Source organism: Kribbella sp. CA-253562, assembly GCF_050942265.1.
Lineage (GTDB): Bacteria > Actinomycetota > Actinomycetes > Propionibacteriales > Kribbellaceae > Kribbella.
The window spans coordinates 5,332,594-5,358,675 of sequence record NZ_CP192049.1; the positions used below are offsets into that span (position 1 = coordinate 5,332,594).

Annotated in this window: 24 protein-coding genes and 1 tRNA gene; 15 read left to right on the top strand and 10 right to left on the bottom strand. The window is 69.0% G+C overall.

Features of this window, described 5'->3' with window-relative positions:
* Nucleotides 1–368: 368 nt before the first annotated feature.
* Nucleotides 369–959, top strand: a complete 591-nt coding sequence (locus ACQPXM_RS25185; protein WP_432937489.1) for a recombinase family protein — start codon at nt 369–371, stop codon at nt 957–959.
* 386 nt (nt 960–1,345) lie between these two features.
* On the opposite strand, the gene ACQPXM_RS25190 is transcribed toward ACQPXM_RS25185, so the two are convergent.
* From ACQPXM_RS25190 to ACQPXM_RS25205, 4 genes are all read right to left on the bottom strand, one after another.
* Complete coding sequence (locus tag ACQPXM_RS25190) at nt 1,346–1,513, bottom strand: hypothetical protein (RefSeq protein WP_432937492.1); 168 nt, start codon at nt 1,511–1,513, stop codon at nt 1,346–1,348.
* A gap of 71 nt (nt 1,514–1,584) precedes the next feature.
* Nucleotides 1,585–1,670 (bottom strand) — tRNA-Leu (locus tag ACQPXM_RS25195).
* A 124-nt stretch (nt 1,671–1,794) separates the two neighbouring features.
* Complete coding sequence (locus ACQPXM_RS25200; protein WP_432937495.1) at nt 1,795–2,682, bottom strand: serine hydrolase; 888 nt, start codon at nt 2,680–2,682, stop codon at nt 1,795–1,797.
* On the bottom strand, nt 2,679–3,509 hold the full coding sequence (locus tag ACQPXM_RS25205; protein WP_432937497.1) for a LysR family transcriptional regulator: 831 nt from the start codon (nt 3,507–3,509) through the stop codon (nt 2,679–2,681). Before ACQPXM_RS25205 ends, ACQPXM_RS25200 begins: the two co-directional genes overlap by 4 nt.
* 145 nt (nt 3,510–3,654) lie before the next feature.
* Here ACQPXM_RS25205 and bla point away from each other — a divergent pair, with 145 nt between their 5' ends.
* Complete coding sequence (bla, locus tag ACQPXM_RS25210; RefSeq protein WP_432951078.1) at nt 3,655–4,593, top strand: class A beta-lactamase; 939 nt, start codon at nt 3,655–3,657, stop codon at nt 4,591–4,593.
* A gap of 203 nt (nt 4,594–4,796) precedes the next feature.
* Nucleotides 4,797–5,000, top strand: coding sequence for an antitoxin (locus tag ACQPXM_RS25215; RefSeq protein WP_077014456.1), 204 nt, complete (start codon nt 4,797–4,799; stop codon nt 4,998–5,000).
* A gap of 54 nt (nt 5,001–5,054) precedes the next feature.
* On the opposite strand, the gene ACQPXM_RS25220 is transcribed toward ACQPXM_RS25215, so the two are convergent.
* Nucleotides 5,055–5,360, bottom strand: coding sequence for an NIPSNAP family protein (locus ACQPXM_RS25220; RefSeq protein WP_432937501.1), 306 nt, complete (start codon nt 5,358–5,360; stop codon nt 5,055–5,057).
* Between the two features lie 39 nt (nt 5,361–5,399).
* Between ACQPXM_RS25220 and ACQPXM_RS25225 the strand changes: the two genes are divergently transcribed.
* Nucleotides 5,400–5,735, top strand: a complete 336-nt coding sequence (locus tag ACQPXM_RS25225; protein WP_432937504.1) for a TraR/DksA family transcriptional regulator — start codon at nt 5,400–5,402, stop codon at nt 5,733–5,735.
* 32 nt (nt 5,736–5,767) lie between these two features.
* On the opposite strand, the gene ACQPXM_RS25230 is transcribed toward ACQPXM_RS25225, so the two are convergent.
* Both ACQPXM_RS25230 and ACQPXM_RS25235 read right to left on the bottom strand, forming a co-directional pair.
* Entirely contained in the window at nt 5,768–6,814 is a 1,047-nt protein-coding gene (locus tag ACQPXM_RS25230; protein ID WP_432937506.1) for a LacI family DNA-binding transcriptional regulator, read from the bottom strand.
* 4 nt (nt 6,815–6,818) lie between these two features.
* On the bottom strand, nt 6,819–9,206 hold the full coding sequence (locus tag ACQPXM_RS25235; RefSeq protein WP_432937509.1) for a beta-glucosidase: 2,388 nt from the start codon (nt 9,204–9,206) through the stop codon (nt 6,819–6,821).
* A gap of 206 nt (nt 9,207–9,412) precedes the next feature.
* Here ACQPXM_RS25235 and ACQPXM_RS25240 point away from each other — a divergent pair, with 206 nt between their 5' ends.
* The 5 genes from ACQPXM_RS25240 (at nt 9,413) to ACQPXM_RS25260 (ending at nt 15,106) form a co-directional block, all read left to right on the top strand.
* Entirely contained in the window at nt 9,413–10,759 is a 1,347-nt protein-coding gene (locus ACQPXM_RS25240) for an extracellular solute-binding protein (protein WP_432937512.1), read from the top strand.
* An 83-nt stretch (nt 10,760–10,842) separates the two neighbouring features.
* Nucleotides 10,843–11,685, top strand: a complete 843-nt coding sequence (locus ACQPXM_RS25245; RefSeq protein ID WP_432937515.1) for a carbohydrate ABC transporter permease — start codon at nt 10,843–10,845, stop codon at nt 11,683–11,685.
* A gap of 1 nt (nt 11,686) precedes the next feature.
* The gene (locus ACQPXM_RS25250) at nt 11,687–12,574 is read left to right on the top strand and encodes a carbohydrate ABC transporter permease (RefSeq protein ID WP_432937517.1); all 888 of its coding nucleotides are present in this window, start codon (nt 11,687–11,689) and stop codon (nt 12,572–12,574) included.
* Nucleotides 12,575–12,605: 31 nt separating this feature from the next.
* Entirely contained in the window at nt 12,606–13,772 is a 1,167-nt protein-coding gene (gene xylA / locus ACQPXM_RS25255) for a xylose isomerase (protein WP_432937519.1), read from the top strand.
* A gap of 152 nt (nt 13,773–13,924) precedes the next feature.
* Complete coding sequence (locus ACQPXM_RS25260; RefSeq protein ID WP_432937522.1) at nt 13,925–15,106, top strand: MFS transporter; 1,182 nt, start codon at nt 13,925–13,927, stop codon at nt 15,104–15,106.
* Between the two features lie 21 nt (nt 15,107–15,127).
* On the opposite strand, the gene ACQPXM_RS25265 is transcribed toward ACQPXM_RS25260, so the two are convergent.
* On the bottom strand, nt 15,128–15,982 hold the full coding sequence (locus tag ACQPXM_RS25265) for a phosphotransferase (RefSeq protein WP_432937524.1): 855 nt from the start codon (nt 15,980–15,982) through the stop codon (nt 15,128–15,130).
* Nucleotides 15,983–16,077: 95 nt separating this feature from the next.
* Entirely contained in the window at nt 16,078–17,436 is a 1,359-nt protein-coding gene (locus tag ACQPXM_RS25270; protein WP_432937526.1) for an NAD-dependent succinate-semialdehyde dehydrogenase, read from the bottom strand.
* A 273-nt stretch (nt 17,437–17,709) separates the two neighbouring features.
* Here ACQPXM_RS25270 and ACQPXM_RS25275 point away from each other — a divergent pair, with 273 nt between their 5' ends.
* The 4 genes from ACQPXM_RS25275 (at nt 17,710) to ACQPXM_RS25290 (ending at nt 21,577) form a co-directional block, all read left to right on the top strand.
* Nucleotides 17,710–19,842 (top strand): M6 family metalloprotease domain-containing protein, encoded by a 2,133-nt coding sequence (locus tag ACQPXM_RS25275; protein ID WP_432937528.1) that lies wholly within the window; start codon nt 17,710–17,712, stop codon nt 19,840–19,842.
* 114 nt (nt 19,843–19,956) lie between these two features.
* Entirely contained in the window at nt 19,957–20,406 is a 450-nt protein-coding gene (locus ACQPXM_RS25280) for a hypothetical protein (protein ID WP_432937531.1), read from the top strand.
* Nucleotides 20,400–20,627 (top strand): helix-turn-helix transcriptional regulator, encoded by a 228-nt coding sequence (locus tag ACQPXM_RS25285; protein WP_432937533.1) that lies wholly within the window; start codon nt 20,400–20,402, stop codon nt 20,625–20,627. Before ACQPXM_RS25280 ends, ACQPXM_RS25285 begins: the two co-directional genes overlap by 7 nt.
* Nucleotides 20,624–21,577 carry an NAD(P)-dependent alcohol dehydrogenase gene (locus ACQPXM_RS25290; RefSeq protein WP_432937536.1) on the top strand — a complete coding sequence of 318 codons (954 nt, stop codon included), beginning with the start codon at nt 20,624–20,626 and terminating at the stop codon, nt 21,575–21,577. The genes ACQPXM_RS25285 and ACQPXM_RS25290 overlap by 4 nt, the downstream gene beginning before the upstream one ends.
* Here ACQPXM_RS25290 and ACQPXM_RS25295 read toward each other — a convergent pair.
* On the bottom strand, nt 21,567–22,436 hold the full coding sequence (locus ACQPXM_RS25295) for a phosphotransferase enzyme family protein (RefSeq protein ID WP_432937539.1): 870 nt from the start codon (nt 22,434–22,436) through the stop codon (nt 21,567–21,569). The two genes, ACQPXM_RS25290 and ACQPXM_RS25295, sit on opposite strands and share 11 nt — an antisense overlap.
* A 230-nt stretch (nt 22,437–22,666) precedes the next feature.
* On the opposite strand from ACQPXM_RS25295, the gene ACQPXM_RS25300 reads away from it, so the two are divergent.
* Both ACQPXM_RS25300 and ACQPXM_RS25305 read left to right on the top strand, forming a co-directional pair.
* Nucleotides 22,667–23,425, top strand: coding sequence for an ABC transporter ATP-binding protein (locus ACQPXM_RS25300; RefSeq protein WP_432937541.1), 759 nt, complete (start codon nt 22,667–22,669; stop codon nt 23,423–23,425).
* Nucleotides 23,422–26,079, top strand: coding sequence for an ABC transporter permease (locus tag ACQPXM_RS25305; protein ID WP_432937544.1), 2,658 nt, complete (start codon nt 23,422–23,424; stop codon nt 26,077–26,079). The genes ACQPXM_RS25300 and ACQPXM_RS25305 overlap by 4 nt, the downstream gene beginning before the upstream one ends.
* Nucleotides 26,080–26,082 lie beyond the last annotated feature (3 nt).

The following is a 26,082-nucleotide window of genomic DNA, read 5'->3' on the forward strand; positions in this document are numbered from 1 at the left end:
CCTCGATCAGCGCGTGATGATCGTCACCGACGAGAACCTGCGTGCACCATCCAACGAGCCAGCGCCTTGCCAGCAAGAGAGTCCGCTCACCTGTGGCAGACAATGATCAACCTCGGCTGCGATCAGCGGGGTCGAGGTTCGACCCACGAGTGGGGCTTGTGGCTCGTTGCATCAGGACGGCGCCCTGGCCAGGGCGGTTTACATAGGGAGGCAGCAGTTGGCCGAGGGCTCACCTCTCGCCGTGCGGTTGCCGGACGGGGTGCCGGTGCTTTGTCCACAGGCTGCTCGTGTGTTGTGCCGGATTGTTGTAGGAAGTGTGGAGTCTGGCAGACGTGCGGGGCGGCAGGGTGGACGGGGGAAAACGGATCTTGAGCGACGGGGACAGCGGGCAGTGGCAGACGCTGGATGACCTGCTGGGGCTGGAGGCGATCGCGGATGCGGCGGTGGCCGGGGCGGGGATCGGGAAGCTGGCGTTCTACGGGCGATGCTCGACTGAGGAGAACCAGGATCCGCGGACCTCGCATGCCTGGCAGCTCGGCGAGGCTCAGCGGTTCGTGGAGCCGCTGGGTGGCGGGATTGTGGCGGAGTTCTTCGACATTGGGGAGTCTCGGTCGTTGCCATGGGAGCGGAGGACGCAGGCGAGTCTGGCTCTGGCGGCGCTGAAGGATCCGCGGCGGGGGTGGGACGGGCTGGTGGTCCGTGAGGCGACACGGTGCTGGTTCGGGAACCAGTTCAGTCTGACCTGGCCGAAGTTCGATCGCTTCGGAGCCTCGTTGTGGATTCCGAGTCTTGGGGGTCGGTTCGATCCTGAGAACACGGTGCATGACATGGCGATGACGATCACGGGTGGGTTGTCGAAGAGTGAGCGGCAGCATGTGCAGCGGCGGACTCGCGCGGCGATGGCGGCTCAGGTGATGGGAAGCGTCAGGGTGGGCGGGCGCCGTACGGATATGTCGTAGTCGACGCGGGGCCGTATCCGAATCCCCGGAAGGCGCAGGAGCGGTATCGGCGGCGGGTGCCGGCAATCGATGAGATCGCGGCACGGGTGGTGCAGCGGATCTTCTCGATGTCTCTCGAGGGGCTCGGGTTCAAGGCGATCGCCGCGGTGCTCAACTTCGAGCACGTTCCTTGCCCGTCGGCTCACACGCCCTCCCAGAACCGGCACGGCAAGATGGACGGATGGCAGCATCATGGTGCTCGCGATCTTGGACAACCCTCGCTACACCGGGTTTGCCCTGGTCGGTGCGGAGGAAGAGGATGGGCCCAGCAGCAGATGGTGGCGGCTCGCCGATGCATCCCGGAAGCTGGGCGGCGATGATGGCTGCGGCGGGTGCCCCGAACTAGCTCACCGTCCCAGCAGCTTGGCCAACCAGCTGCCGCCCTGGCGCTCTGCCTTCGGGTGGCCGGGACACCAGTCGTCGGGCGGGACCATCGCCTTGACCTGGGCGACGTGTTGGCCGCAGCCGGCCCAGGTCGTCTTCGAGCAGGTCTTGCAGGTGATTGGGCGGCACATGATGTGGGTCCTTTCGCACCGGTCCAAAACCAAAGGCGACACGATTTCTCGTGCCGCCTTGTCTGTAACTGTGTCCGAGGGGGGACTTGAACCCCCACGCCCCGTAAAGGGCACTAGCACCTCAAGCTAGCGCGTCTGCCTATTCCGCCACCCGGACAGGTGGTCTGGCCACTTTTCAGTGGCGCCGACCGGAGAACAGTAGCAAACGTTTTGGGGGAACTTCACATCGGGGGTTCGGGGGTGTCGCGGTGGGGCTGGTGTGGGTGGTGGGGCGGGTGGGGTCAGCGCTGGCGGAGGTGGTCGTGGAGGGCTCGGGCGGTGGTGGACATGAGGGCTTCGGCGGCGGGCTGGACGGCGGCGGGGACCTGGGAGGCGGTGAGGGCGGCGATGGCGTAGGTGTGGCCGTCGGGGTGTTCGGCGACGCCGATCTCGTGGCGGAGGTTGAGCAGGGTGCCGGTCTTGGAGGACCAGGTGGTGGCGTCGGAGCTGAAGTCGGGGGTGAGGCGTTGGCGGTGCACGTTGTGGGCCATCAGGGTGCGGACGGCGGCGGCGACCTCGGGGTGGATCCGGGACGGCGTCCAGATGGCCTGGAGCAGGTCGACGTGGGCGCGGGCGCTGCCAGAGCTGGCGCGGGTGGTGTCGAGCTGCGGGACACGACCGTTGCTTCCGGCATCTATCGCCAGGGCGTGGGCCAAACCGGGTTCGGCCAGGTGGTCGGCGGGGGTGTCGGTCAGCGGGTGCATGGTGTGGCGGATCGAGATGCCGTCGAGGTTCCACTCGCGCAGCAGGCCGGCGACGTACGCCGGTGGGGTGAGGGCGAAGAGGGCGTCGGCCGCCGTACCGTCGCTCAGGCAGGTGCTGAGGTAGACGAGGTCCTCGATCGCGATCCGCGAGGGGTGCCGGAAGCGACTGAGGCCCGTGGGGCCTGGGGCGGTGATTCGGCCCGGCTGCACCTCGACGGTCGTCGCGCGGTCGAGTTCGCCGCGACGGATTCGCTCGAGCGTGGCCAGCGCGAGCGGGATCTTGACCAGCGACGCGGACGGCAGCTGTACGTCGGGGTCGATGCCGAGCTCGTCGCCGGTGTGCAGGTCGCGGACCAGGATGCCGGCGCGCAGCCCGCCGTCGGCGAGGTCTTGGCGCAGGGAGTGCAGCAGGTGTTCGGTCGTCATCGCGGTACTCCGAGGCATCGGGCGACGGCGTCGGAGAGGTGGGTGTCGAAGAGGTCGACGTTCACTGCGGGAGCGGCGGTGAGCGCGAACCCACGGGTGAGCGTGAGGTCCCCGATCGGGCGCCAGGTCAGACCGAGATCGGCGGCCTGATCGGGCGAGCAGAGCAGGAGGTCGCGGGAGCACAGCGTCTCGGCTGCGGCCGTGGTCAGGTCCGGCGCGACCGCGACCTGGGCGGGACGCAGCCCGACGGCGTCGCGCAGGCGGGTGAGCGGATCGCGGATGTGCGGTACGTCGTCCTCGGGCTGGATCCAGATCCGCCGCGCGGAACCGGCCCGCGACCGGCTCGGCCGCAACGTCGCGACGTACACGCGGCTGACCTTCAGCTCACCCGCCAGCCCCAGCGGCACCGACCACCGAGCCTCATCAGCCGGTACGGCGAGCAGCGCGGCCCGCACCTGTTGCGAGTGAACCAGCTCCGCCCGCTCGCCCGCGGCCGCAACCTGCACCTCCAGCACGACGCCATGAGCACGCGCCTCGGCGATCAACTGCGCCAACCGCGCAGTACTGCACGTGGTGGGCACGGCAAGTCGCCACGGCCGGCGCTTGGCGACCTCCGCCTCATGATCCAGTACGCCGGCCGCCCGGACCACCTGCCGAGCCGCGGGCAGCAGATCCCGCCCGAAGGGAGTGAGCACGGCTCGTCGGCCCGTCCGCTCGAAGAGGCGTTCGCCGTACCGTTCCTCCAGGGCGGCAACGCGACGCGACGCCACCGACTGCGACATCCGCAGCGCGGCGGCGCCGACGGTGAAGCTTCCCCGTTCGCTCACGCTGACAAAGGCGCGGCATGCTCCGACCAGATCCACCTGCCTCATGCTATGCGGATCCAGCATCAGACCGAGCGTTTCCGCATTGGACCCGCATGGGTTCGAGCCGGTGAAGTAGCACTCAACACTCGAGCCCCGGAGGTGGAACATCCGACAGTACACCCGCGCGATCCTCGCAGCACTGGTCGCCCTCACCGTCGCACCACTGGCCGCCTGTACCAGCGACGACTCCCCCGCAGGCGCAGCGACCGCAAGCCCGACCCCCACGAGCACCCCGACCCCAACGACCACCCCGACCACCACCCCGTACGCCGCCGACTTCCAGCGCCTCGAGCAGCGCTTCGCCGCCCGCCTCGGCGTCTACGCCGTCGACACCGGCACCGGCCGGGAGATCGCCTACAACGCCGACGCCCGCTTCCCCTACGCCTCGACCTTCAAGGCCCTCGCCGCGGGCGCCGTCCTGCGCAAGAACAAGCTCGCGGGCATGAACAAGGTCGTCAAATACTCCAAGGATGATCTCGAACCCAACTCCCCCGTCGCCGAAAAGCAAGTCGCCACCGGTATGACACTCCTGGCGCTGTGCGACGCGGCCGTCCGCTACAGCGACAACGCCGCCGCCAATCTGCTCTTCGCCGAGCTCGGCGGACCCAAGGGCCTCGAGACCGTACTGCGCGAGCTCGGCGACGACGTCACTCGCATGGATCGCGACGAGCCGGAGATGAGCGACTGGGATCCGAAGAACCCCCGCGACACCAGTACGCCGCGCGCCTTCGCGAAGAACCTGCAAGCGATGGTGCTGGGCGACGCCCTCGCCAAGCCCGAGCGCGACCAGCTCACCACTTGGCTGAAGACCAACACGACCGGCGCCGAGCTGATCCGGGCCGGCGTACCGAAGAACTGGGTCGTCGGCGACAAGACCGGGACGGCCGGGACGTACGGCGGGCGCAACGACATCGCTGTCATCTGGCCGCCGGGCCGGGCGCCGATCGTGGTCGCGGTGTTCTCGAACCGGCGCGCGCCGGACGCCGAACCAGACAACCGGTTGGTTGCCGAGGCGGCGAAGGTTGTTGCCTCCACCATCGGCTGAGCGATCAACTACCCGCGTCCGCAATTCCTGACCTGGCAGGACTTCCGGGCTCGGCAGCACCCGGATCGTGCCCTTGCGTTTGGCAACGGACTCGATGGGCACCAGAGCCCCGTACGACCTGCCAGTAGCGTCCGGAACTCGCTGCCCAGCGGAGGGGGCGATGAACCGGCCGGACGCGTTTACCAGGAAGGAAGTCGGGCGACATGGGTGTTTTCGACAACCTCAAGGACAAGGCCACCGGCGCCGTCGACGACCACGGCGACAAGGTCAGCGGCGGTCTCGACAAGGCCGGTGAGATGGCCGACGAGAAGACCGGCGGTCAGCACGGTGACAAGATCGACCAGGGCACCGACTTCGCCAAGGACCGGCTGGACGGCCTGGATGGTCAGGACGACGACATCCAGTAGCGGCTCCACCTCTCGGACGGGCCGCGGGCGTTCTGCCCGCGGCCCGTCCGCGGGTCAGGGCAGCATCGGGCGCATGAAGGAACGGTCGTAGCGCAGCACGCAGCCCGACTCGTCCCTGATCCGGTCGGCGGCGATGAAGTCCGGATCCACGCCGAACAGTTGCCGGTACTCCTCGTACGCCGCCAGGCTCGGGAAGCTGAACAGCGCGAGCGCCTTGTCCGAGGCGCCCTCGGACGGCAGGAAGTAGCCGTGATGAGTGCCACCGTGCCGGTTGACCAGCTCCATCCACCGCTGGGCGAACTGCTCGAACTGCTCGATCTTGGCCGGGTCGATGACGTACTCGACAACGCAGGTGATCATGGATCCGCACAGTAGCCTCGGCCGAACGGGAGCGCGACGATGGACGACCTCCGCGAGCTCCTGGCGGCCGAACGAGCGAGGACGGCCGATCGGATCGCCGCGCTGAGCGCCGATGTGGAGGCGGTGATGGAGGCCTCGCGGCTGGTCGCGACCGATGACGAGCACGATCCCGAGGGCGCGACGATCGCCTTCGAGCGATCCCAGACCTCGACGCTGCTCGAAGACGCCCGGCAGCGCCTTGAGCAGCTCGACCTCGCCCTGGCCCGACTCGAGGCGGGCGAGTACGGCGTCTGCGCGCGGTGCGGGCGACCGATCGCCGTCGAGCGTCTGCGCGCCCGGCCCACCGCCACGACCTGCATCGCCTGCGCGATCTGAACTTGCCCACCGGCACTGGACCCCGGCGGCCGTCAGGCCCGAGAGTCCACCCGCGCCGGCTCCGTCGCCGAGTCCCGCACGATCAGCTGCGTCGCGAGCTCGACGTGGTGCGAGTCGACCTTCTCCCCCGCCGCCAGCCGCAACGCCGTGCGCAGCGCGACCGCACCCATCTCCCGGATCGGCTGCCGAACCGTCGTCAGCTGCGGCGAGGCGAGCCGCGCCACCTGGGTGTCGTCGAATCCCACGACACTCAGGTCCTCCGGCACTCGCAGCCCCCGCGCCCGCGCAGCCTCCATCGCGCCCAGCGCCACCTCGTCGCTGCCGGCGAAGATCGCGGTCGGCGGCTCCGGCAGGTCGAGCAGGGCCGCGCCGCCGGCCAGGCCGTCGTCGTACAGGAACTCGCGCAGCCAGATGTACTCCTTCGGCACCGGCAGCCCGGCCGCCTCCATCGCGCCGCGATAGCCGTTCATCCGGGCCTGGTTGCAGCCCGAGGTGGGCGGCCCGCCGAGGTACGCGATCCGCCGGTGGCCGAGCGACAGCAGGTGCTGGGTCGCCGCCATCCCGCCGGCGAAGTTCGTCGAGCCGACGCTGGTCACATCAGGCTGTACGACGTTCATCGGGTCGACCACGACCAGCGGCAGCCGGGCTCGCGACAGCGCTGCCAGGTCGGCGGCGGTCAGCTCGGAGGTGATCCCGATCGCGGCCCGGCGGCCGTTCGCGGTGAGCTCGCGGATCCACGGCGCGGCGCGTCCGGCGGTCCGGCCTTGCCCGCGCGGCGGATGGCAGCTCACCACGACGTCGACGTCGGCTGCCTGGCCGGCCTCGACCACGCCCTGGATCACCTCGAGCGAGTAGCTGTTCAGCACGCCCTGGTAGAACAGCTCGACGCCGGCCCGCTCGGCCGACGGTTCGGGCCGGCGCCCGACGTACTCGTGCTCGCGCAGGATCTCCTGGACCCGGGCACGGGTCGACTCCGAGACGTCGCTGCGTCCGTTGAGCACCTTGGAGACCGTCGCGACCGAGACCCCGGCGGAGGCCGCGACGGTGGCCAACGTGACCCGGCCTCTCAACGGCGGCACCTGCTCACTCTCCTCCTGCTGCGCTGACCGGAGCCAGCCCGACGGGGGTCACCATCGTACGATCGTGGCCCACCACGCGAGTGGGCCCTGTGAGTCGCACGGTACCCCGCGCGGGCAGGTCGATCGAGCTGTTTCCGGCCAGCAACTCGATGTCGCCCGCCTCCACGATGCGGCGCAGGTCGGGACCCGTGTACGCCGTCCGGTCGGCGTCCACCCGGAACGTCACGTCGACGGCCGCGCCCGGCTCGAGCGACACCCGCGCGAAGCCGATCAGCAGCTTCAGCGGCCGCGCCACCTGCGCCACGACGTCGTGCAGGTAGAGCTGCACGACCTCGTCCCCGGCCCGCTGCCCGGTGTTGCGGACTCGCACGGTCGCGGTGACCTCACCGTCGGTCGGAATCTCGGTCGCGCTCAACCGCAGCTCGCCGATCTCGAAGCTCGTGTACGACGCGCCGAATCCGAACGGGAACAACGGCACGGTCTCCAGCCCACTGATCCCCGCGCTCTCCACACTGCCGAGCGCCGGCTGCAGGTACGTGCCCGGCTGGCCGCCGATGTGCTGCGGGATCTGCACCGGCAGCTTGCCGCCAGGCATCACCCGTCCGCTGAGCACGCCGGCGATCGCCGCTCCGCCTTCCTGCCCAGGCATGAACGCCTGCACCATCCCGGCCGCCCGGTCCGCGAACTCGCCCAGCGCGTACGGCCGACCCGAGACGACCACCACGACCACCGGCGTACCGGTATCGAAGAGGGCATTGAGCAGCTCAGCCTGTACGCCGGGCAGCCGCAGGTCCTCGGCGTCGCAGCCCTCGCCGGACGAACCATGGCCGAACAGGCCCGACAGGTCCCCGACGTACGCGACGCACAGGTCGGCGCCGCGCGCCGCTTCGACCGCCGCCGCGATCCCGGACCGGTCGTGGCCCAGCACCGAGCAGCCAGCCTCGTGCACGATCTCGGCGGAGTCCAGCTCGTTGCGCAAGGCATCGAGCGCCGAAGGGACGTCGATGCCCAGATCCCGATCGGGGTAGCGCGGCAGGACGTGGTTGGGAAAGGCGTAGCAGCCCATGAACGTCTTCGGGTTCGCGGCGCACGGGCCGACCACCGCGACCCGGCCCAGCGCCGGGCGGTCCTCGCCCAGCAGCGGCAACGCCGTACCGGCATCGAGCAGTACGACGGACCGCTCGGCGATCTCGCGGGCCAGCTCCCGGTTCGCCGGCGAGTCGAGATCGACCGGCTTCACCGAGGTCTCGGGCGTCCAGTCGGCGTCGAGCAGTCCTAGGCGTACCTTCTGCACCAGCAGCCGGCGCGCGGCACGATCGATCAGTTCTTCGGACAGCTCGCCGGACTCGACCAGCTCGAGCAACCCTTCGCCGAAGCCGATCGTGTCGGGCAGCTCGACATCCGTTCCCGCCGTGAGCGCGAGCGCTCCCGCGGCATCGGTGTCGGCGGCAACTTTGTGCATCGTCGCGAGGAACGGAACAGCCCAGTAGTCCGAGACCACCGTGCCGTCGAAGCCCCACTCCTCCCGCAGCAACTGCGTGAACAGCCACGGATCGGCACCCGCCGGAAGTCCGTCGAGGTCGGAGTACGACGTCATCACCGATCCCGCGCCGGCGGTCGCGATCGCGGTCTCGAACGTCGGCAGCACGATGTCGAGCAGCTCGCGCCGCCCGATCGACACCGGGCCGTGGTTGCGTCCGGCCCGGGACGCCGAATAGCCGGCGAAGTGCTTCAGGGTCGCGATCACGCCGGCGCTCTGCAGCCCGCGCACGTACGCCGAACCGACCATCGCGACCAGGTACGGGTCCTCACCGATCGTCTCCTCGACCCGCCCCCACCGGTAGTCGCGGACGACGTCGAGCACCGGCGACAGCCCCTGGTGCACCCCGGCCGCAGCCAGGTCGCGGCCGATCGCGCCGGCCATCCGCTCGACCAGTTCGGGATCGAAGGTCGCACCCCAGGCCAACGCGGTCGGATACACAGTCGCGCCGTACGTCGTGAAGCCGGTCAGGCACTCCTCGTGGACCAGCGCCGGTACGCCGAGTCGCGAACCCGCGAGCACGACCTTGTGCTGGCGCACCACCTCCGCGGCGCCCTGCTCGACGGTCAGCGGGACGCTGCCCCACACGCGGGTGAGGTGCCCGAGTCCGTGCCGGCTCGCGTCCTCCAGCGAGACCGCACCGCCTTGCGCGAACACGTCCTGCATCGGCGCGACGTTCAGGGTCTCCTCGGCCTCGGCGGGCCGGTCGTGTTCGGCCATGTCGTTGCCGATCCAGCGACTGCCGAGCTGAGCGAGCTTCTCCGGCAACGTCATCTCGTCAAGGAGCAGCCCAGCCCGCTCCTCGGCCGCGAGCGCGGTGTTCTGCCACGGCCGAACGTCTGGAGCTGCCACGAAATTCTCCCTTTGGATCGATCAACAGAAGGCAAAGTTTCGAAATGTTTCGATACTTCACGAGGCGTGCATCGCTAACAGTGCAGGCTGAAAGTCGAAAGTTTCAAGACCTTGACAGCAACATCACCGAAACCTACGTTACGAAACACAGTTTTAACCGCCGTGAAGTCTTCGCGGCCAGGATTTCGGAGATCAGGGTGGATCCCATGACGACTTCTCGGCGTACTTTCCTCCGCCTGACCGGCGCCGGCGCCGTCGCGGCCGGCTTGGCCGCCTGCGGCACCTCGGGCCCGCAGAGCTCAGGCAGTTCGACCGGTGGTGCCGCGGCCGGCACCGGAACGACCTACTGGTTCCTGACCGGGCAACCGCAGCAAGGCATCCGTGAGGCCCAGGTCAAGCGGTTCAACGACGCCAACCCGGACACGCAGATCAAGACCACGCAGTTCCAGAACGACGCGTACAAGCAGAAGATCAAGACCGCGATCGGCGCCGGCCAGGGCCCGACGCTGATCTGGGGCTGGGGCGGCGGTGGTCTGAAGAGCTACGTGGACGCCAACCAGGTCGAGGACCTGACCGGCTGGTTCGACCAGAACGCCGAACTGAAGAGCGGGATCTTCCCGTCCGCGTTCGGCGCGGCCACCGTGAACGGCAAGATCTACGCGATGCCGGTCGAGTCGACCACGCCGATCGTGCTGTTCTACAACAAGAAGGCCTTCGACAAGATCGGGGCCGAGCCGCCGCAGTCGTGGGGCGACATCATGGACCTGGTGCCGAAGTTCAACGACGCCAAGATCGCGCCGTTCTCGCTCGGTGGCCAGTCGCGCTGGACCAACATGATGTGGCTGGAGTTCCTGTACGACCGGATCGGCGGCAGCGAGGTCTTCCAGAACATCTTCGACGGCAAGCCCGACGCCTGGTCCGACCCCTCGTCGCTGAAGGCGCTCGAAGAGGTACAAAAGCTGGTCAAGGCGAACGGTTTCATCAAGGGCTTCTCCTCGATCACCGCCGACTCCAACGCCGATCAGGCCCTGCTCTACACCGGCAAGGCCGCGATGATGCTGCACGGCGCCTGGACCTACGGCGGCATGAAGGCCGACGGCGGCGACTTCGTCACCGGTGGCCACCTGGGCTACATGAACTTCCCGCCGGTCGACGGCGGCAAGGGCGACCCGACCAGCTCGGTCGGCAACCCCGCCGCGTACCTGTCGGTCTCCTCCAAGGCCAGTGACCAGGACAAGGAGGTGGCCAAGAAGTTCCTGGCCAACAACACCCTGGACTCCGCCTCGGTCGACGCCTGGGTCGCGGCCGGCAACATCCCGGTGGTCAAGAGCGCCGAAGCCAAGCTGCCCTCGGTCCAGGACAAGAACGACGCCGCGTGGCTGAAGTTCGTCTACGACACCTCCAGCAAGGCCAAGAACTTCCAGCAGTCGTGGGACCAGGCCCTCAGCCCGACCGCGGCCGAGGCGCTGCTGGACAACATCGCCAAGCTGTTCCAGCTCTCGATCAGCCCGCAGCAGTTCGCCGACAACATGAACGGGGTGATCGGGAAGTGACGGCCGCCGCTCCCCCGGCTCCTGCGCGGGCCGGTGGACGAGCCGGACCCGGGCAGGTCGGGAGGAGCGGCCCGGTCGCGTGGATGGCGCTGCCCGCCCTGGTGTTCTTCTTCGTCTTCGGGGTCGTGCCGCTGGTCGGCGTCCTGGTGCTGAGCTTCACCCAGTGGGACGGCATCGGCGCGATCAATCCGGCCGGGCTGTCCAACTGGCGCTCGGTGCTCAGCGATCCCGGCCTGCCGCACGCCCTGTGGGTGACGTTCGAGATCATGATCCTGTCGTGGCTGGTGCAGACCCCTCTGAGCTTGCTGCTCGGGGTCTTCCTGGCGGGCCGGCAGCGGTACCGGGCGTTCCTCGCGGTCCTGTACTTCGTCCCGCTGCTGCTCAGCTCGGCGGCGATCGCGATCACCTACAAGGCGCTGCTGGACCCGAATTTCGGTCTCGGCGCCGGCCTGCACATCGGCTTCCTCACCCAGGACTGGCTCGGCAAGGACAACCTCGCGCTCGGCGTGGTGATCTTCGTCGTGTCGTGGCAGTTCATCCCGTTCCACTCGCTGATCTACCAAGGCGGCGTACGGCAGATCCCGACCACGATGTACGAGGCGGCCTCGATCGACGGCGCCGGGCGGCTGCGGCAGTTCTTCAGCATCACCGTGCCGCAGCTGAAGTACACGATCATCACCTCGTCGACGCTGATGGTGGTCGGGTCGCTGACGTTCTTCGACCTGATCTTCGTGCTCACCGCCGGTGGTCCGGGCGACGCCACCAGAGTGCTCGCACTCGACATGTACAAACGAGGCTTCCAGGCCAACCTGATGGGACCAGCGAGCGTGATCGCGGTCCTGCTGGTGCTGATCGGACTCGCGCTGGCCCTGATCCTGCGCCGGCTCGGCGGCAGCACGACGGCCAGCCAGCAGGAAGGTGCGTGAGATGGCGGTGGCGACCAGCGCCCAGGCAACGACCCGGCGGGAAGCCGCGGGCACGTCGTACGGGCGCAAGCTGCTCCGGCTGAACTGGCTCGGCGGTACGGCGGGCTGGTTGTGGCTGGGGATCGTGATCGTGCCGATCTACTGGATCGTGATCACCAGCTTCAAGGACCAGAGCGCGTTCTTCGCGCAGAACCCGTTCGCGTTGCCGGCCGAGCCGACGCTGGCCAACTACCAGCTCGTGATCGAGTCCGACTTCCCGCGCTACTTCCTGAACAGCGTGATCATCACGGCGGGCACGATCATCCCCGCGGTGGCGATCTCGTTCATGGCGGCGTACGCGATCATCCGCGGCGCGGGCAGCCGGTTCCTTGCCGGAGTCAACGGGTTGTTCCTGATGGGACTGGCGATCCCGTTGCAGGCGACGATCATCCCGGTCTACCTGCTGATCATCAAGATGCACCTGTACGACAGCCTGCTGGCGATCATCCTGCCGTCGATCGCGTTCTCGATCCCGCTGTCGGTCCTGGTGCTGACCAACTTCATCCGCGACGTGCCCAAGGAACTGTTCGAGTCGATGCGCGTCGACGGCGCGACCGAGTGGGGCATGCTGCGCAGCCTGGCGCTGCCGCTGACCCGGCCGGCCCTGGTCACGGTCAGCATCTACAACGGCCTCGGTGTCTGGAACGGCTTCCTGCTGCCGCTGATCCTGACCCAGAGCCCCGACAAACGCCCCCTTCCGCTGGCGTTGTGGACCTTCCAGGGCCAGTACTCCGTGAACGTCCCGGCCGTCCTGGCCTCGGTCGTGCTGACAACGTTGCCTATCGTGGTCCTGTACGCGATCGGCCGTCGGCAACTGCTCAGCGGGCTCACCGCGGGCTTCAGCCGCTGACCACCACTCTTCCCCCTCGAGAGGATCTTCCATGACAGACGCCGACTACACGCCCACCCGGGATGACAAGTTCTCCTTCGGTCTGTGGACGGTCGGCTGGCAGGGCGTCGACGTGTTCGGCGGCGAGGTGCGGCCGGTGCTGGACCCGGCCGCGGCCGTCCACAAGCTGAGCGAGCTCGGTGCCTACGGCATCACCTTCCACGACAACGACGTGTTCCCGTTCGGCGCTACGGCGGCCGAGCGTGACGCGCACCTCAAGCCGTTCCGGGCGGCGCTGGAGGAGACCGGGCTCAAGGTCCCGATGGTGACGACGAACCTGTTCTCGCACCCGGTCTTCCGCGACGGCGGCTTCACCAACAACGACCGCGACGTCCGCCGGTACGCGATCCGCAAGACCGCCGACCAGCTGGACCTGGCCGCCGAACTGGGCGCGGAGACCTTCGTCGCCTGGGGCGGTCGCGAGGGCGCCGAGTCGGGTGCGGCCAAGGACGTCCGGGCGGCGCTGGACCGGTACAAGGAGGCCTTCGACATCCTCGGCTCGTACGCCGTGGAGCAGGGCTACGACATCCGCTTCGCGATCGAGCCGAAGCCGAACGAGCCGCGCGGCGACATCCTGCTGCCGACGATCGGGCACGCGCTGGCCTTCATCGAGACCCTCGAGCACAGCGAGCGGGTCGGCCTGAACCCCGAGGTCGGGCACGAGGAGATGGCCGGGCTGAACTACGCGCACGGCATCGCCCAGGCGCTGTGGCACGGCAAGCTGTTCCACGCCGACCTCAACGGCCAGAACGGCCCGCGCTACGACCAGGACCTGCGCTTCGGCGCCGGCAACGCCCGCGGTGCCTTCTGGACCGTGGACGTCCTGGAGCACGGTGGCTACGAGGGACCGCGCCACTTCGACTTCAAGCCGCCGCGGACCGAGGACATCGACGGCGTCTGGGCGTCGGCGGCCGGGTGCATGCGCAACTACCTGATCCTGCGCGCCAAGGTCCGCGCCTTCCGGGCCGACCCCGAGGTCCAGCAGGCGCTGCGCGACGCCCGCCTCGACCAGCTCGCCCAGCCGACGCTCGCTGCTGGTGAGTCCGTGGCCACGCTGCGTGCCGAGGACTTCGATCCCGAGGAGGCCGGCCGCCGCGGCATGGCGTTCGAGCAGCTCGACCAGCTCGCGATCGAGTACTTGTACGGAACGCGGTCCTGACCCGGCACCAGGACTGAGTGCTCAGGCGGTGCGGGCGGCTTCGGCTGCCTGCACCGCCTGTTCTGCTTCCTGAGTAGTACCACTTGTCTTTAGTCGGCGTCTGCAAGTATTGTCGACGCCGGTAACAGTCGTACTCATCAGGAGGCTCTTTCATGCCGCTCGCTCTGCTCGCGCTGGCCATCGGCGCGTTCGGCATCGGCACCACGGAATTCGTCATCGCCGGGCTGCTGCCCGAGGTCGCCACCGAGTTCGCCGTCTCGATCCCGGCGGCCGGCTGGCTGATCACCGGTTACGCGCTGAGCGTCGCCGTCGGCGCGCTGCCGATGACCGCGCTCGGCAACCGGATGCGCCGCAAGCAGCTCCTGCTGTTGCTGATGGCAATTTTTGTCGCCGGCAACGTGCTGTCCGCGATCGCGCCGTCGTACGGCGTGATGATGGCCGGACGGATCGTCACCGCGCTGTGCCACGGCGCGTTTTTCGGGGTCGGCGCGGTGGTCGCCTCCGACCTGGTCAAGCCGGAGAAGAAGGCCAGCGCGATCGCGCTGATGTTCACCGGTCTGACCGTCGCGAACGTGCTCGGCGTACCGATGGGCACGTTCATCGGCCAGGGTCTCGGCTGGCGCGCGACGTTCTGGGTGGTCGCCGGGCTCGGCATCGTCGGGCTGATCGGGATCGCGGCGCTGGTGCCAGAGATCGCGCGTCCCGCGGGCGGCAACCTGCGCGCGGAGTTCGCGGTGTTCCGCAGCGTCAAGGTCTGGCTCGCGGTCGGCACCACGGTGCTCGGCTTCGGCGGCGTGTTCGCCTCGTTCACGTACGTCGCGCCGATGATGACCGAGGACGCCGGCCTGCCGGAGAGCGCGATCTCGTGGTTGCTGGTGCTGTTCGGCGTCGGCATGGTGTTCGGCAACCTGCTCGGCGGACGGTACGCCGACCGCGCGCTGATGCCGACGCTCTACACCTCGCTCGGCTCGCTCGCGCTCGTGCTCGTCGTCTTCGGCTTCACCGCGCACTGGGCGGTCCCGGCGATCATCACGCTGTTCCTGCTCGGCGGATTCGCGTTCTCGACCACGCCGCCGCTGCAGCTGCGCACGCTGGCCAGCGCGTCGTCGGCTCCGACAGTCGCGTCGGCGGTCAACATCGGCGCCTTCAACCTCGGCAATGCGCTGGCGGCCTGGCTCGGCGGGCTGGTCATCGCGGCCGGTTACGGCTACGCGGCCACCAACTGGGCCGGTGCTGCGATGGCTGTGGGTGCGCTGGTGCTGGCGCTGATCTCAGGAAGGCTCGACCGGCGTGAGTCGTCCGCGGCGGAGAAGGAACTCGCGGCCGTCGGCTAGTCCCCCATCGCGCGGCGCCGGCTAGAGCCGCTGCTCGGCGAGGTCGACCCAGGCGTCGACCTCGCCGGCCGGGAAGTGCCGGATCGCCCAGTCCACCATCCGCAGACTCATGTGCGCCCACGATGCCCGCAGTACGTCGTACGGGAGCTCGTCGAGCAGCGCATCGAGTCGCGCGACCACGTCGTCCGGCTCTTTGACACCGAACCGCAGCGTCACCAGATCGAACCCTCGATGCCCGCGGCCGGCGCCGTCCCAGTCGATCACCCCGGTGATTCGGCCGTCGCTCTGCAGCAGGTTGCCCGGATGGAAGTCGACGTGCACCGCGTCGTCACCCGCGAGCACGTCCGCGTCGACCGCCGAGATCCGCCGCTCGAGCTCGGCCGTCCGGGCACTGAACTCCCGCAGCGGCCCGTGCAGGCAGAACCCCGGCCCGTCCTCATGCAGGTACGTCGGCAACTGCTCGACGTCCGACCCTTTCAACCGGCCGGCCTGCAACGCGTTCAGTTCGACGATCTGATCGAGCAAGTCGTGGGTCAGCCGCTCGACGGTTGCCCCCGGCATCAACTCCTGCACGGTCACCACCGCCGTACCGACCTGCACGGCCAGCTCGGTCCGCGGCGCCGGATACCCCTCGGTGCGCAACACCTCGACCACCGCCAGCGGTCCCCGCTCGAACTCCCCCAGCTCCACGCCGGGCCGCCATTTCAGCACCGACCGGTGCCCGTCCTCCCACCGGACGAACGCGGCCCCGACCTCGCCTCCCCCGCACGGCCCTTCGACCACCAGCTTCACGCCGGCGACTCTCGCGACCTCCGCCGCCGCCCAGTCCGCATCCAACCGCTCGACCCGCTGCCACTCACGCTCGTCTTCGCCCACGCACCGATCATCTCGTGTGCCCGGGGACAAGCAACGGCGACCTCGGACAGCCCACAGCCTGTCCGAGGTCCCGCCACCCTGCCCGACCGCCGGAGCTACAACCGGATCGACTTCTTGTTCATGAACTCCTCGATGCCCGCCGGCCCCAACTCGCGGCCCATCCCCGACCGCTTGATCCCACCGAACGGCAGGTCGGCCTGCGAACCACCCGCGCTGTTCAGGTAGACCATGCCCGCCTCGATCTGCCGCGCGACTCGGGTGTTGCGCTCCGGATCGGTCCCCCAAACGCTCGCGCCCAGCCCGAACGGCGAGTCGTTGGCGATCGCGATCGCCTCCTCCTCGGTCTCGGCCTTGAACACCAGGACCACCGGCCCGAAGATCTCGTCCCGGTACGCGTCCATCTCCGGCGTGACGTCGGTCAGCACGGTCGCCTCCAGGTAGGCGCCGGGCCCGATCCGATGCCCGCCGGTGCGCAGGGTCGCGCCCTGCTCGATCGCCTTCGCGACCTGCGCGGCCACCTCGTCCGCGGCCGCGACCGACGCCAGCGGCGGCAGGGTCGTCTTCGGATCCGCCGGGTCACCGGCCACGTAGTACTCCGAGACCCGTTTGGTCAGCCGATCGACGAACTCGTCGTACAGGTCGGCGAGCACGATCATCCGCTTCGGCGCGTTGCAGGACTGGCCGCAGTTGCGCATCCGGGCCGTCGCGGTCGCCTTGACGGTCTCGTCGAGGTCGTCGGTGTCCAGCACGATCAGCGGGTCGGACCCGCCGAGCTCCAGCACGGTCTTCTTCAGGTTCTTGCCGGCCTCGGCGGCCACCGAGATGCCGGCCTGTTCGCTGCCGGTCAGCGAGACGCCCTGGATCCGTGGGTCGGCGAGGATCCACGGCACCTGCCGGCTGGACGCGAACACGTTCACGTAGGCGTCGTCCGGTACGCCGGCGTCGTACAGGAGCTGCTCGATCGCGACCGACGCCCGGGGGCAGATCGACGCGTGCTTGAGCAGGATCGTGTTGCCGAGCACCAGGTTCGGCGCGACGAACCGGGCCACCTGGTACACCGGGAAGTTCCACGGCATCACGCCGAGCAGCGCGCCGATCGGCTCCTTGGTGATCACCGCACGGCCGCCCTTGATCGTGATCGGCTCGTCGGCGACCAGGTCCGGGCCGTGCTCGGCGTAGTACCGGAAGATGTCGACCACGATGCCGACCTCGCCACGGCCCTCGTTGATCCGTTTACCCATCTCCAGCGTCATGATCGCCGCCAGTTCGTCGGCCCGCGCAGCGAACAGCTCCGCCGCCCGCGCGACGATCGCCGCCCGTTCGGCCACCGGCCGCCGCCGCCACGCCGAGAACCCGGCGTGCACCCGCCCGATCGCGGCCCGAACCTGCTCGTCGCTGGCGTTCTCGATCTCCTCGACCAGTTCACCCGTCGCCGGGTCAGTGACTGAGTACATGGGGGACGAGTCCTCCGTTCTCTACGACAGTGCGCAAGAGCAAAGGCTAACCGCTGCAGTACATACTGTATACACTCATCTCACCTCTCACGATCGGCCGGTCTGCAAGGACGCGCCAACCCCGCCGCCTGACCCGTCGCCGGACAAGACAGGGGAAAACCCTCGAATCACTCCTGTTCGGCGGTGGTGACAACGGGGAATGCTGTGGCGAGAAATCCCCGTCACCCCGGCCTTCGGGGTTACCTGCCGCCCATCGTCGATCGGATACCGCCCGTGCCCGACCAACGGAAGTCCCGTCTTGTCCTGCGGCTGGTGAGTGTGCTCGCCGCCGCGGCCATCGGTGGAGTCGCGCTCGCGGCTCCGGCGCCGGCCACCCTCGCCGACCAGCCCGATCCGGCCAACGCCTGGCAGTTCGACCACTGGCCGCAGCAGCAGCCGTGGCAGCAGGCTCAGCCGCAGCCGGCGGCGAACCGCCTGGCCGGTCCGGCCAGTGGCACCGGAGCGTTCGGTGCCTCCATCGATCCGCAGAACTGGGAGAACCCGGACCACATGACGTGGTCCGACTACAAGAAGCCGCCCGGCACGAACTGGGCCGACCCGGCCGTGAAGGGCTCCACCCGCACATTCAAGGGTGCGCTCGTTCTGGTCGACTACCCGAACCAGCCGTTCGTGGTGACCCAGCCCAAGCACTCCACGCCGTTCGGCAACCCGAGCGCCGAGGCGAACGGCATACCGCGGGACCAGGTCGCGCAGTTCTACCACGACTTCCTCAACAAGCCCGGCGCGCTCAACCGCGGCCACACCCTGCACGAGTACTGGATGGAGGACTCCGGCGGCCGGTACGGCGTGGAGCTCAGCGCGTTCGGCCCGTACCTGATGCCGGGCAAGTCGCACGAGTACGCGATGGAGTTCCAGGCCGACGAGGACTGCCCGGCCGGCGACAACTGCACGCGCAACATCCGCGCCGACGGCCAGGCCGCGTGGGTCGCCGACCAGGGCCCGCAGGTCCCGGCCGGCTTCGACTTCGTCTTCTTCCTCAGCGCCGGGCAGGACGAGTCGTCCACCTGGCAGGAGTTCGGGATGATGAAGTTCCCGACCAAGGAGGACGTCACCGAGGAGTTCGGCCCGCCGGTCCCCGAGCAGCGCAACTGGTCCGAGACCCGGTACGTCGACTGGACGTCCTGGGCGGCCGGTTCGTCGATCTGGCCGAACGCCGGCGGTGGCTCGTCGACCCAGGCGGAGAGCTCCGGCATGGGCGTCTTCGCGCACGAGTTCAGCCACATCCTGGGCATCGGCGACAACTACAACAACCCGTACGGCGTACCGCCGCGGCGGGCCTACACCGGCGTCTGGGAGATGCTCAGCCGGGGCAGCTTCAACGGCCCCGGCGGACCGCACAGCCGGTGGATGATCCCCGCGACCGGCGGCGCCTCGATGGGCGCGCAGCACATGCTGCGCAACAAGATCAAGCTCCAGATGGTCGACGAGCAGAACGTGCTCCGGCTCAACCGCGAGGCGCTCGCGCAGTCCGGTGTCGTGGTCGCCGACGTGACCGCGCGAGTGGCTCAGCCCGGCCCGAGCGGCCTGTCCGGCATCAACATCACGCTCGGCGGCGGCGACCTCGCGCCGCCCTGCAACACCGCCACCGATCCGCTGTGCGACGGCCGCGGCTACCAGAACTACACCCTCGAGGTCGTCGACCGGATGGGCACCGACTCGTTCACTCCCGACTCCGGCGTCCTGCTGGCCAAGACCAAGGACCAGGACCGGGCGCCGTTCGAGTGGGTGATCGACGCCAACCCGCAGGACATCAACATGACCGACTACGTGATGCCAGACGGCACCAAGGTCCCGATCACGATCGGCGACTACCGGCAGCTGTCCGACGCTCTGTTCCACGCCGGCACCAACTCCGGCAGCGAGTACGAGTACGTCGACCAGGCGAACCGGCTGCACTTCTACGTCACCAACGTGAAGCGTGACGCCAAGGGCATCCTGTCCTACACCGTCGCCGTCCGTTCGCTCGACGGCTCCGGTCCGGCCCAGCGCGGCGTCCGGGTCCTGCCGACGGTGGGCCTGCCCGCCCGCGACGGGCTCGCGACCTGCAACTTCCCGCTGACCAACACCGGCAAGGCCGCGGCTCCTGCCGGGCAGCACCCCGAGGACGTCAGCAAGTACCTGAACAGCGACGTCTACCGCCTCACCGCCAAGGTCGAGGGCCGCGGCTGGTCGGTCAACCTGCCCAACGCCCTCACCACCGCCAAGGCCGGCCAGCGCGTCACCGTCCCGGTCCAGGCCAAGCACGACACCGACGCGGCAGCGATCGGCCGCGTGACGCTGACCGCCACCTCCGAATCCGATCCGACCAAGAAGTCCACCACCAGCTGCGTGGCGGTCGCCCGCTAGTTCTCTCCTGCCGGGTGGGGACCCGTCGTGGTCCCCACCCGGTTCTTTCTGTGGTCGGCTGTAAAGAATCTTTGACACGGTGTCCGTTCTGCTTTACCTTCGAGAGTGTCAAAGATGTTTTACACAAGGGGTGGGATCGTGGCGTATCAGGAGAAGCGGGCCTGGGTGTTCCTGCTCGTGTCCGTGCTGGGTTACCTCGTGTACCTGGTGGTGGTGCTGCGCCGGGTGGACGGCGACTGGGGCGATACGCCGTACATCGGGGTGATGCTGTGGTGCATCGGCGGCGCGATCGTGGCGGCGATGGTGGTCGAGATGCTGGTCGCCGGGACGGGGTCCAAGGAGGACGGCCCGCAGAAGGATCAGCGGGATCTGGAGATCGCGCGGTTCGGGGAGCAGGTGGGGCAGTCGTTCGTGGTGATCGGTGGGGTCACGGCGATGGGGCTGGCGATGCTCGAGGTGGATCACTTCTGGATCGCGAACGCGGTGTACCTGGCGTTTTTCCTGTCCGCGGTGCTCGGGTCGGTGGCGCGGATCGTCGCGTACCGGCGGGGGCTGCCGTGGTGAAGCCGACCCGGGTGACCAACGCCATCCGGGCGTTGCGGTTCGCCCACGAAGAGATGACACAAGCCGAGCTGGCGCGGCGGATCGGGGTGACGCGGCAGACGGTGATCGCGATCGAACAAGGGCGGTACTCGCCGTCGCTGGAGCTCGCGTTTCAGATCGCGCACGTGTTCGGCGTACCGCTCGAGGACGTTTTTCAGTATCCAGGGGAGGAATCATCATGAGAGCAGTTGTGCAGGACCGGTACGGGCCGCCGGAGGTGCTGCGGGTGGCCGAGATCGAGCCACCAGTTGCCGGGAGCAACCAACTGTTGGTGCGCGTCCGGGCGGCTGGCGTCGACCAGGGCACGTGGCACCTGATGGCGGGGCAACCACGTCTCGTCCGGCTGGGATTCGGACTGCGCCGCCCGAAGGTGCCGGTCAGCGGGCGGGATGTCGCCGGGGTGGTCGAGGCGGTGGGCGCCGGGGTCACGTCGTTGCGGGTCGGTGACGAGGTGTTCGGAACGTGCGAGAGCGGTTCCTTCGCCGAGTACGCCGTCGGCCCGGTCAGCAAGTTGACCCGCAAACCGGCCAACCTCACCTTCGAGCAGGCGGCCGCGGTCCCGATCTCGGCCGGTACGGCGCTGCAGGGGCTTCGCGGGATCCGGCCGGGAGAGCGCGTTCTCGTGCTCGGCGCCGCGGGCGGCGTCGGCTCGTACGCAGTCCAGCTGGCCAAGGCGTTCGGCGCTCACGTCACCGGCGTCTGCAGTACGCCGAAGCTCGACCTGGTCCGCGAACTGGGCGCCGACGAGGCGCTCGACTACACCCGCGACGAGCTGCCCGCGGCGGCGTACGACTTCATCCTGGACACCGGCGGCAACCGCTCTCTGCGTTCTCTGCGGCGCGCCCTGAAACCCAAGGGCCGCGCGGTGATCATCGGCAGCGAAACCAGCGGACCGCTCGGCGGGATGAGCCGGATCCTGCGCGCGGCGTTGATCTCCCCGTTCATCGGCCAGCAGCTCCGCGGCCTGATCAGCTCCGAACGCGCCGAGGACTTCGCCGAGCTCCGCGACCTGATCGAGGCCGGAAAGATCACCCCGGCGATCGACCGCACCTACCCGCTCGACGAAGCCGCCGCCGCGATCCACCACCTCCGCGACGGGCACCCGCGGGGAAAGCTCGTGATCACCATCTGAGCCCGTCGGCGACCTGCAGCAACCGCTCCCCGCGGCCCAGCAGGTCGTCGTACGACGTGAGCCCGGCGCGATGCCTCCCGGCCCAGTGCACGAAACTCGTTGCCTCGCGCACCACCTGCAGCCACGGCATCGCCGCGATCTCGGCGTCGCTCAACGGCAACCACTCGAAGTACCCTCGCCGGAACGCGTCGCTGACCGGCCAGGGTTTCGGTGTCGACCACTCGTCGCGGTCGAAGCTCCACAGCCCGGTCTCGAGATCCATCGCCCGGTACCCCGGCCCGGCGAACTCGAAGTCCAGGATTCCGGTGACGCGCTCTCCCACGACCAGTACGTTCCCCGCGGCGAAGTCGCCGTGGATCAGCTGCACCGGCAGATCGTCTCGCGGCCGGATCCGGGCCAGCACCTCCCCGATGGCCGGCTCCTCCTCCATCAGCTCCGTCGGATTGGGCACCAAGGGATGAACCTGCGTCAGGTCGCCGTTCCACACCTTCCGCGCAGGCAATCCCTTGAGGCCCGCGAGCGCGACATCCAACTCCCCCAGCGCACGCCCGCAGGCTTCCGCCTGCCGCGCATCCGACCGCGACGGATGCTCCCCCGCGATCCGCCGGCACAGACTCGCCACGCCGTCGCCGTACGGCATCCACGTCCGGCCGTCCTGCGTCACCACCGGCTCCGGTACGGCGAACGACAGGTCCCCCAGCGCCCGCAGCACGGCGTGCTCGTAGTCCGGCAGCCCCGAGTTCAAGTGCACCCGGAGCACGAACTCGTCGTTCACGAAGTAACTCGTGTTGTTCGTCCCCACGCCCACAGGCCGCACGACGGCATCGGCCAGCCCCCACGCCCTCAGCACGTCGTCCATCCCGTCATCCTCCTGCCCTGTGACCTCGCCGGGCGAACCGTTTTTCCCGCGACCGGCTCCGGAAAGGTCGCGTTCGAGTGTGGATCCCGAGCACGCCGCGCCCCCCGGGCTGATCCCTGATCGATCCCCCACTTCGCCGGAAAGCCGTTGTGCCGCCCGGAGACCAGGAGCAGACTCGGCGCAGGGACGGGACAGCTCGGCTGGGGGCCGCTGATCAGCCGGGAGGGGCAATGATCGGCACGGAAGAACCGACGAACCAATCCACTCAAGTCGTACAGGCCGACGAACTGGTCCGCGTGTACGGCGAAGGTGACACCGCGGTCCGCGCGCTGCACGGGGTGAGCGTGCGGATCGAGCCCGGACAGCTGACGGCGGTGATGGGACCGTCCGGCTCGGGCAAGTCGACGCTGATGCACATCCTGGCGGGGCTGGACAAGCCGACGAGCGGCTCGGTCCGGATCGCCGGTACCGAGATCACCACCCTCGGTGACGACGACCTGACCAAGTTGCGCCGCCAGCACATCGGCTTCATCTTCCAGTTCTTCAACCTGCTGCCGATGCTGACGGCCCGGGAGAACATCCTGCTGCCGTTGACGATCGCGGGCCGCCGCGCCGATCCGGAGTACTTCGACGCGCTGGTCGCACGGGTCGGTCTGGCCGACCGGCTCACCCATCGACCGGCTGAGCTCTCCGGTGGCCAGCAGCAACGAGTCGCGATCGCGCGTGCGCTGGTGTCCCAGCCGACCGTGGTCTTCGCCGACGAACCCACCGGCAACCTCGACTCCCGCACCAGCAAGGAGATCCTCGATCTGTTGCGGCAGTCGGTCGAGGAGTACGGGCAGACCACCGTGATGGTCACCCACGACGCCCGCGCGGCCGCGATGGCCGACCGGATCCTGTTCCTGGCCGACGGCAGCATCGTGAAGGAGACCGGGCGGATCAGCCAGCACGACATCCTGCAGGTGATCGACACGCTGGACCTGCAGTGATCCGCTTCGCGCTGGCCGGGATGCTCAGTCGCAAACTCCGGACCGCGCTCACCGCGATCGGCGTCGTACTGGGCGTCTCACTGATCTCCGGCACCTACGTGCTGACCGACTCGATCACCAGCGCCTTCGACTCGATCTTCTCCGAGAGCTACAAGAACACCGACGCCACGGTGAGCGGGAAGACCGCGTTCGACACGACCTCGGACTCCGCCGGCGGGGTCGCGCCACCGTTCACCGCGACCGTGCTGCCCGCGATCGAGAAGCTGCCCGAGGTCGACGCCGCCGGCGGCAGCGTGTTCGGCGAGGTCCAGATGATCGGCCGCGACGGCAAGGCGATCGTCTTCGGCGGCTCGCCCAACCTCGGCTACAGCGTCGACCCGGACCTGCCGCAGTTCAACACGCTCAGCCTGGTCGGCGGCAGCTGGCCGGGGCCGAACGAGATCGTGATCGACACCCAGACGGCCGAGAAGAAGGGCTTCGCGCCCGGCGACGAGATCGCCGTCCAGGCGCGTGGCGCGGCCCAGCGGATGCGGATCTCCGGTCTGGTCGAGTTCGGCGAGGTCTCGTCGATCGGTGGCGCGACGCTGGCCGGCTTCGACCTCGGGACAGCGCAGAAGCTGCTCGGCAAAACCGGTCAGCTCGACCAGATCCTGATCTCCGCCAAGGACGGGGTGTCGCCGCAACAGCTGGTCGATGCCGTCGGCAAGGTGCTGCCCGACGGGACGCAAGTCCGGACGGCGCAGGAGCAGGCCGACGCGGACGCCGAGGAGACCAGTGGGTTCCTCGACTTCTTCCGCACCTTCCTGCTGGTGTTCGGGGGGATCGCGCTGTTCGTCGGATCGTTCGTGATCGCGAACTCGCTGTCGATCACGATCGCCCAGCGGACCCGCGAGTTCGCCACGTTGCGCACGCTCGGCGCCTCCCGCCGGCAGATCCTCGGGTCGGTCGTGCTCGAAGCGCTGATCACCGGCGTGCTCGCGTCGATCGCCGGGCTGCTCTTCGGGCTCGCGATCGCGACCGGGCTGTTCAACCTCTTCGACGCGGTGGGGTTCACGCTGCCGAACAACGGGCTCGTGTTCCAGACCCGCACGGTCGTCGTCGGTCTGCTCGTCGGCATTGTCGTCACGGTCTTCGCCAGCCTGCGGCCCGCGTGGCGCGCGACGCGGGTGCCGCCGATCGCCGCCGTACGGGAAGGCGCCAAGCCGATCCCGGGACGCTTCAACCGGTACCGGCCGCTGGGCGCGGCGTTGCTCGCGATCGCGGGGATCGCCCTGGTCGTGGTCGGGCTGTTCGTCGACGGGCTGCCGACGTCGACACTGCTGGTGATGCTTGGCGGCGGTGTGCTGCTGCTGTTCGTCGGGGTCGCGCTGTTCTCGGCTCGGCTGGTCAAGCCGCTGGCCGCGGCGTCCGATCCGGTCGCGCGGTGGTCCGTGGTGACGTTGACGGTGATCGCCTGGCCGGTGCTCGTGCTGTCCTGGCTGATCAAGCGGGCGTTCCGGCGTCGGGCGGAGTTCCCGCGGGTCCTGCCCGACGGACCGGCGACCACGATCGGCGGCCAGAACAGCCGCCGCGATCCCGCCCGGACCGCCTCCACCGCGGCGGCGCTGATGATCGGGCTCGCCCTCGTCACGCTGGTCGCGACGCTCGGGGCCGGGATCATCAAGCCGTTCGAGGACGCCGTGGACGGCATCTTCAGCGCGGACTACGCGATCACGGCGCAGAACAACTTCAGCCCACTGCCGCCCGACGTGGCCGCGGCGGTCGCCGCGACTCCTGGCGTCTCGGCGGTGACCAGCGTGCGCGGCGGACAGGCGTCGGCGTACGGCGAAAGGATCCAGATCACCGGGGTCGACGCCGCCGCGCCGGAGCTGCTCAGCTTCGACTGGCGGTCGGGCTCGCAGCAGTCGCTCGCCGATCTCGGGGCCGACGGCGCGATCGTCGATGCGGAGTACGCCGACAAGCACGCGCTGTCGGTGGGATCGCAGCTCGCGTTGACCACGGTGACCGGCAAGACGCTGCCGCTGAAGGTGCTCGGGGTGTTCCGGCCGCCGGCCGGTGGGTCGCCGTTCGGCAACGTCACGATCTCGACGCCGACCTTCGACGCGAACAACCCGCAGCCGCTGAACGTGTACACGTTCGTCAACCTGACCGGTGGCGTCACGGCGGCGAACACCGCTGCTCTCGACAGTGCGCTGAGCGCGTTCCCGAACGCCAAGGCGCTCGATCGCGACGCGTTCAAGAAGTCGCAGACCGACGGCATCAAGAGCATCCTCAACGTGCTCTACGTGCTGCTGGCGCTCTCGGTGCTGGTCAGCCTCTTCGGCATCGTGAACACGCTGGTGCTGACCGTCTTCGAGCGCACCCGCGAGCTCGGCATGCTGCGCGCGGTCGGGCTGACCCGCGGGCAGGTGAGGAAGATGATCCGGCACGAGAGCGTGATCACCGCCCTGATCGGCGCCGCGATCGGCATCGTGCTCGGCCTGGGTCTGGCCCTGCTGCTCGCGGCGCGACTGGAGGAAGTGGCCTTCGCCGTACCGGTCGCTCAGCTGATCGTCTTCGGCGTCCTGTCCATCGTCGTCGGCATCCTCGCCGCCATCTGGCCGGCCCGCCGAGCCGCCCGGCTCAACCCTCTGGAGGCGTTGCAGTACGAGTAGCAG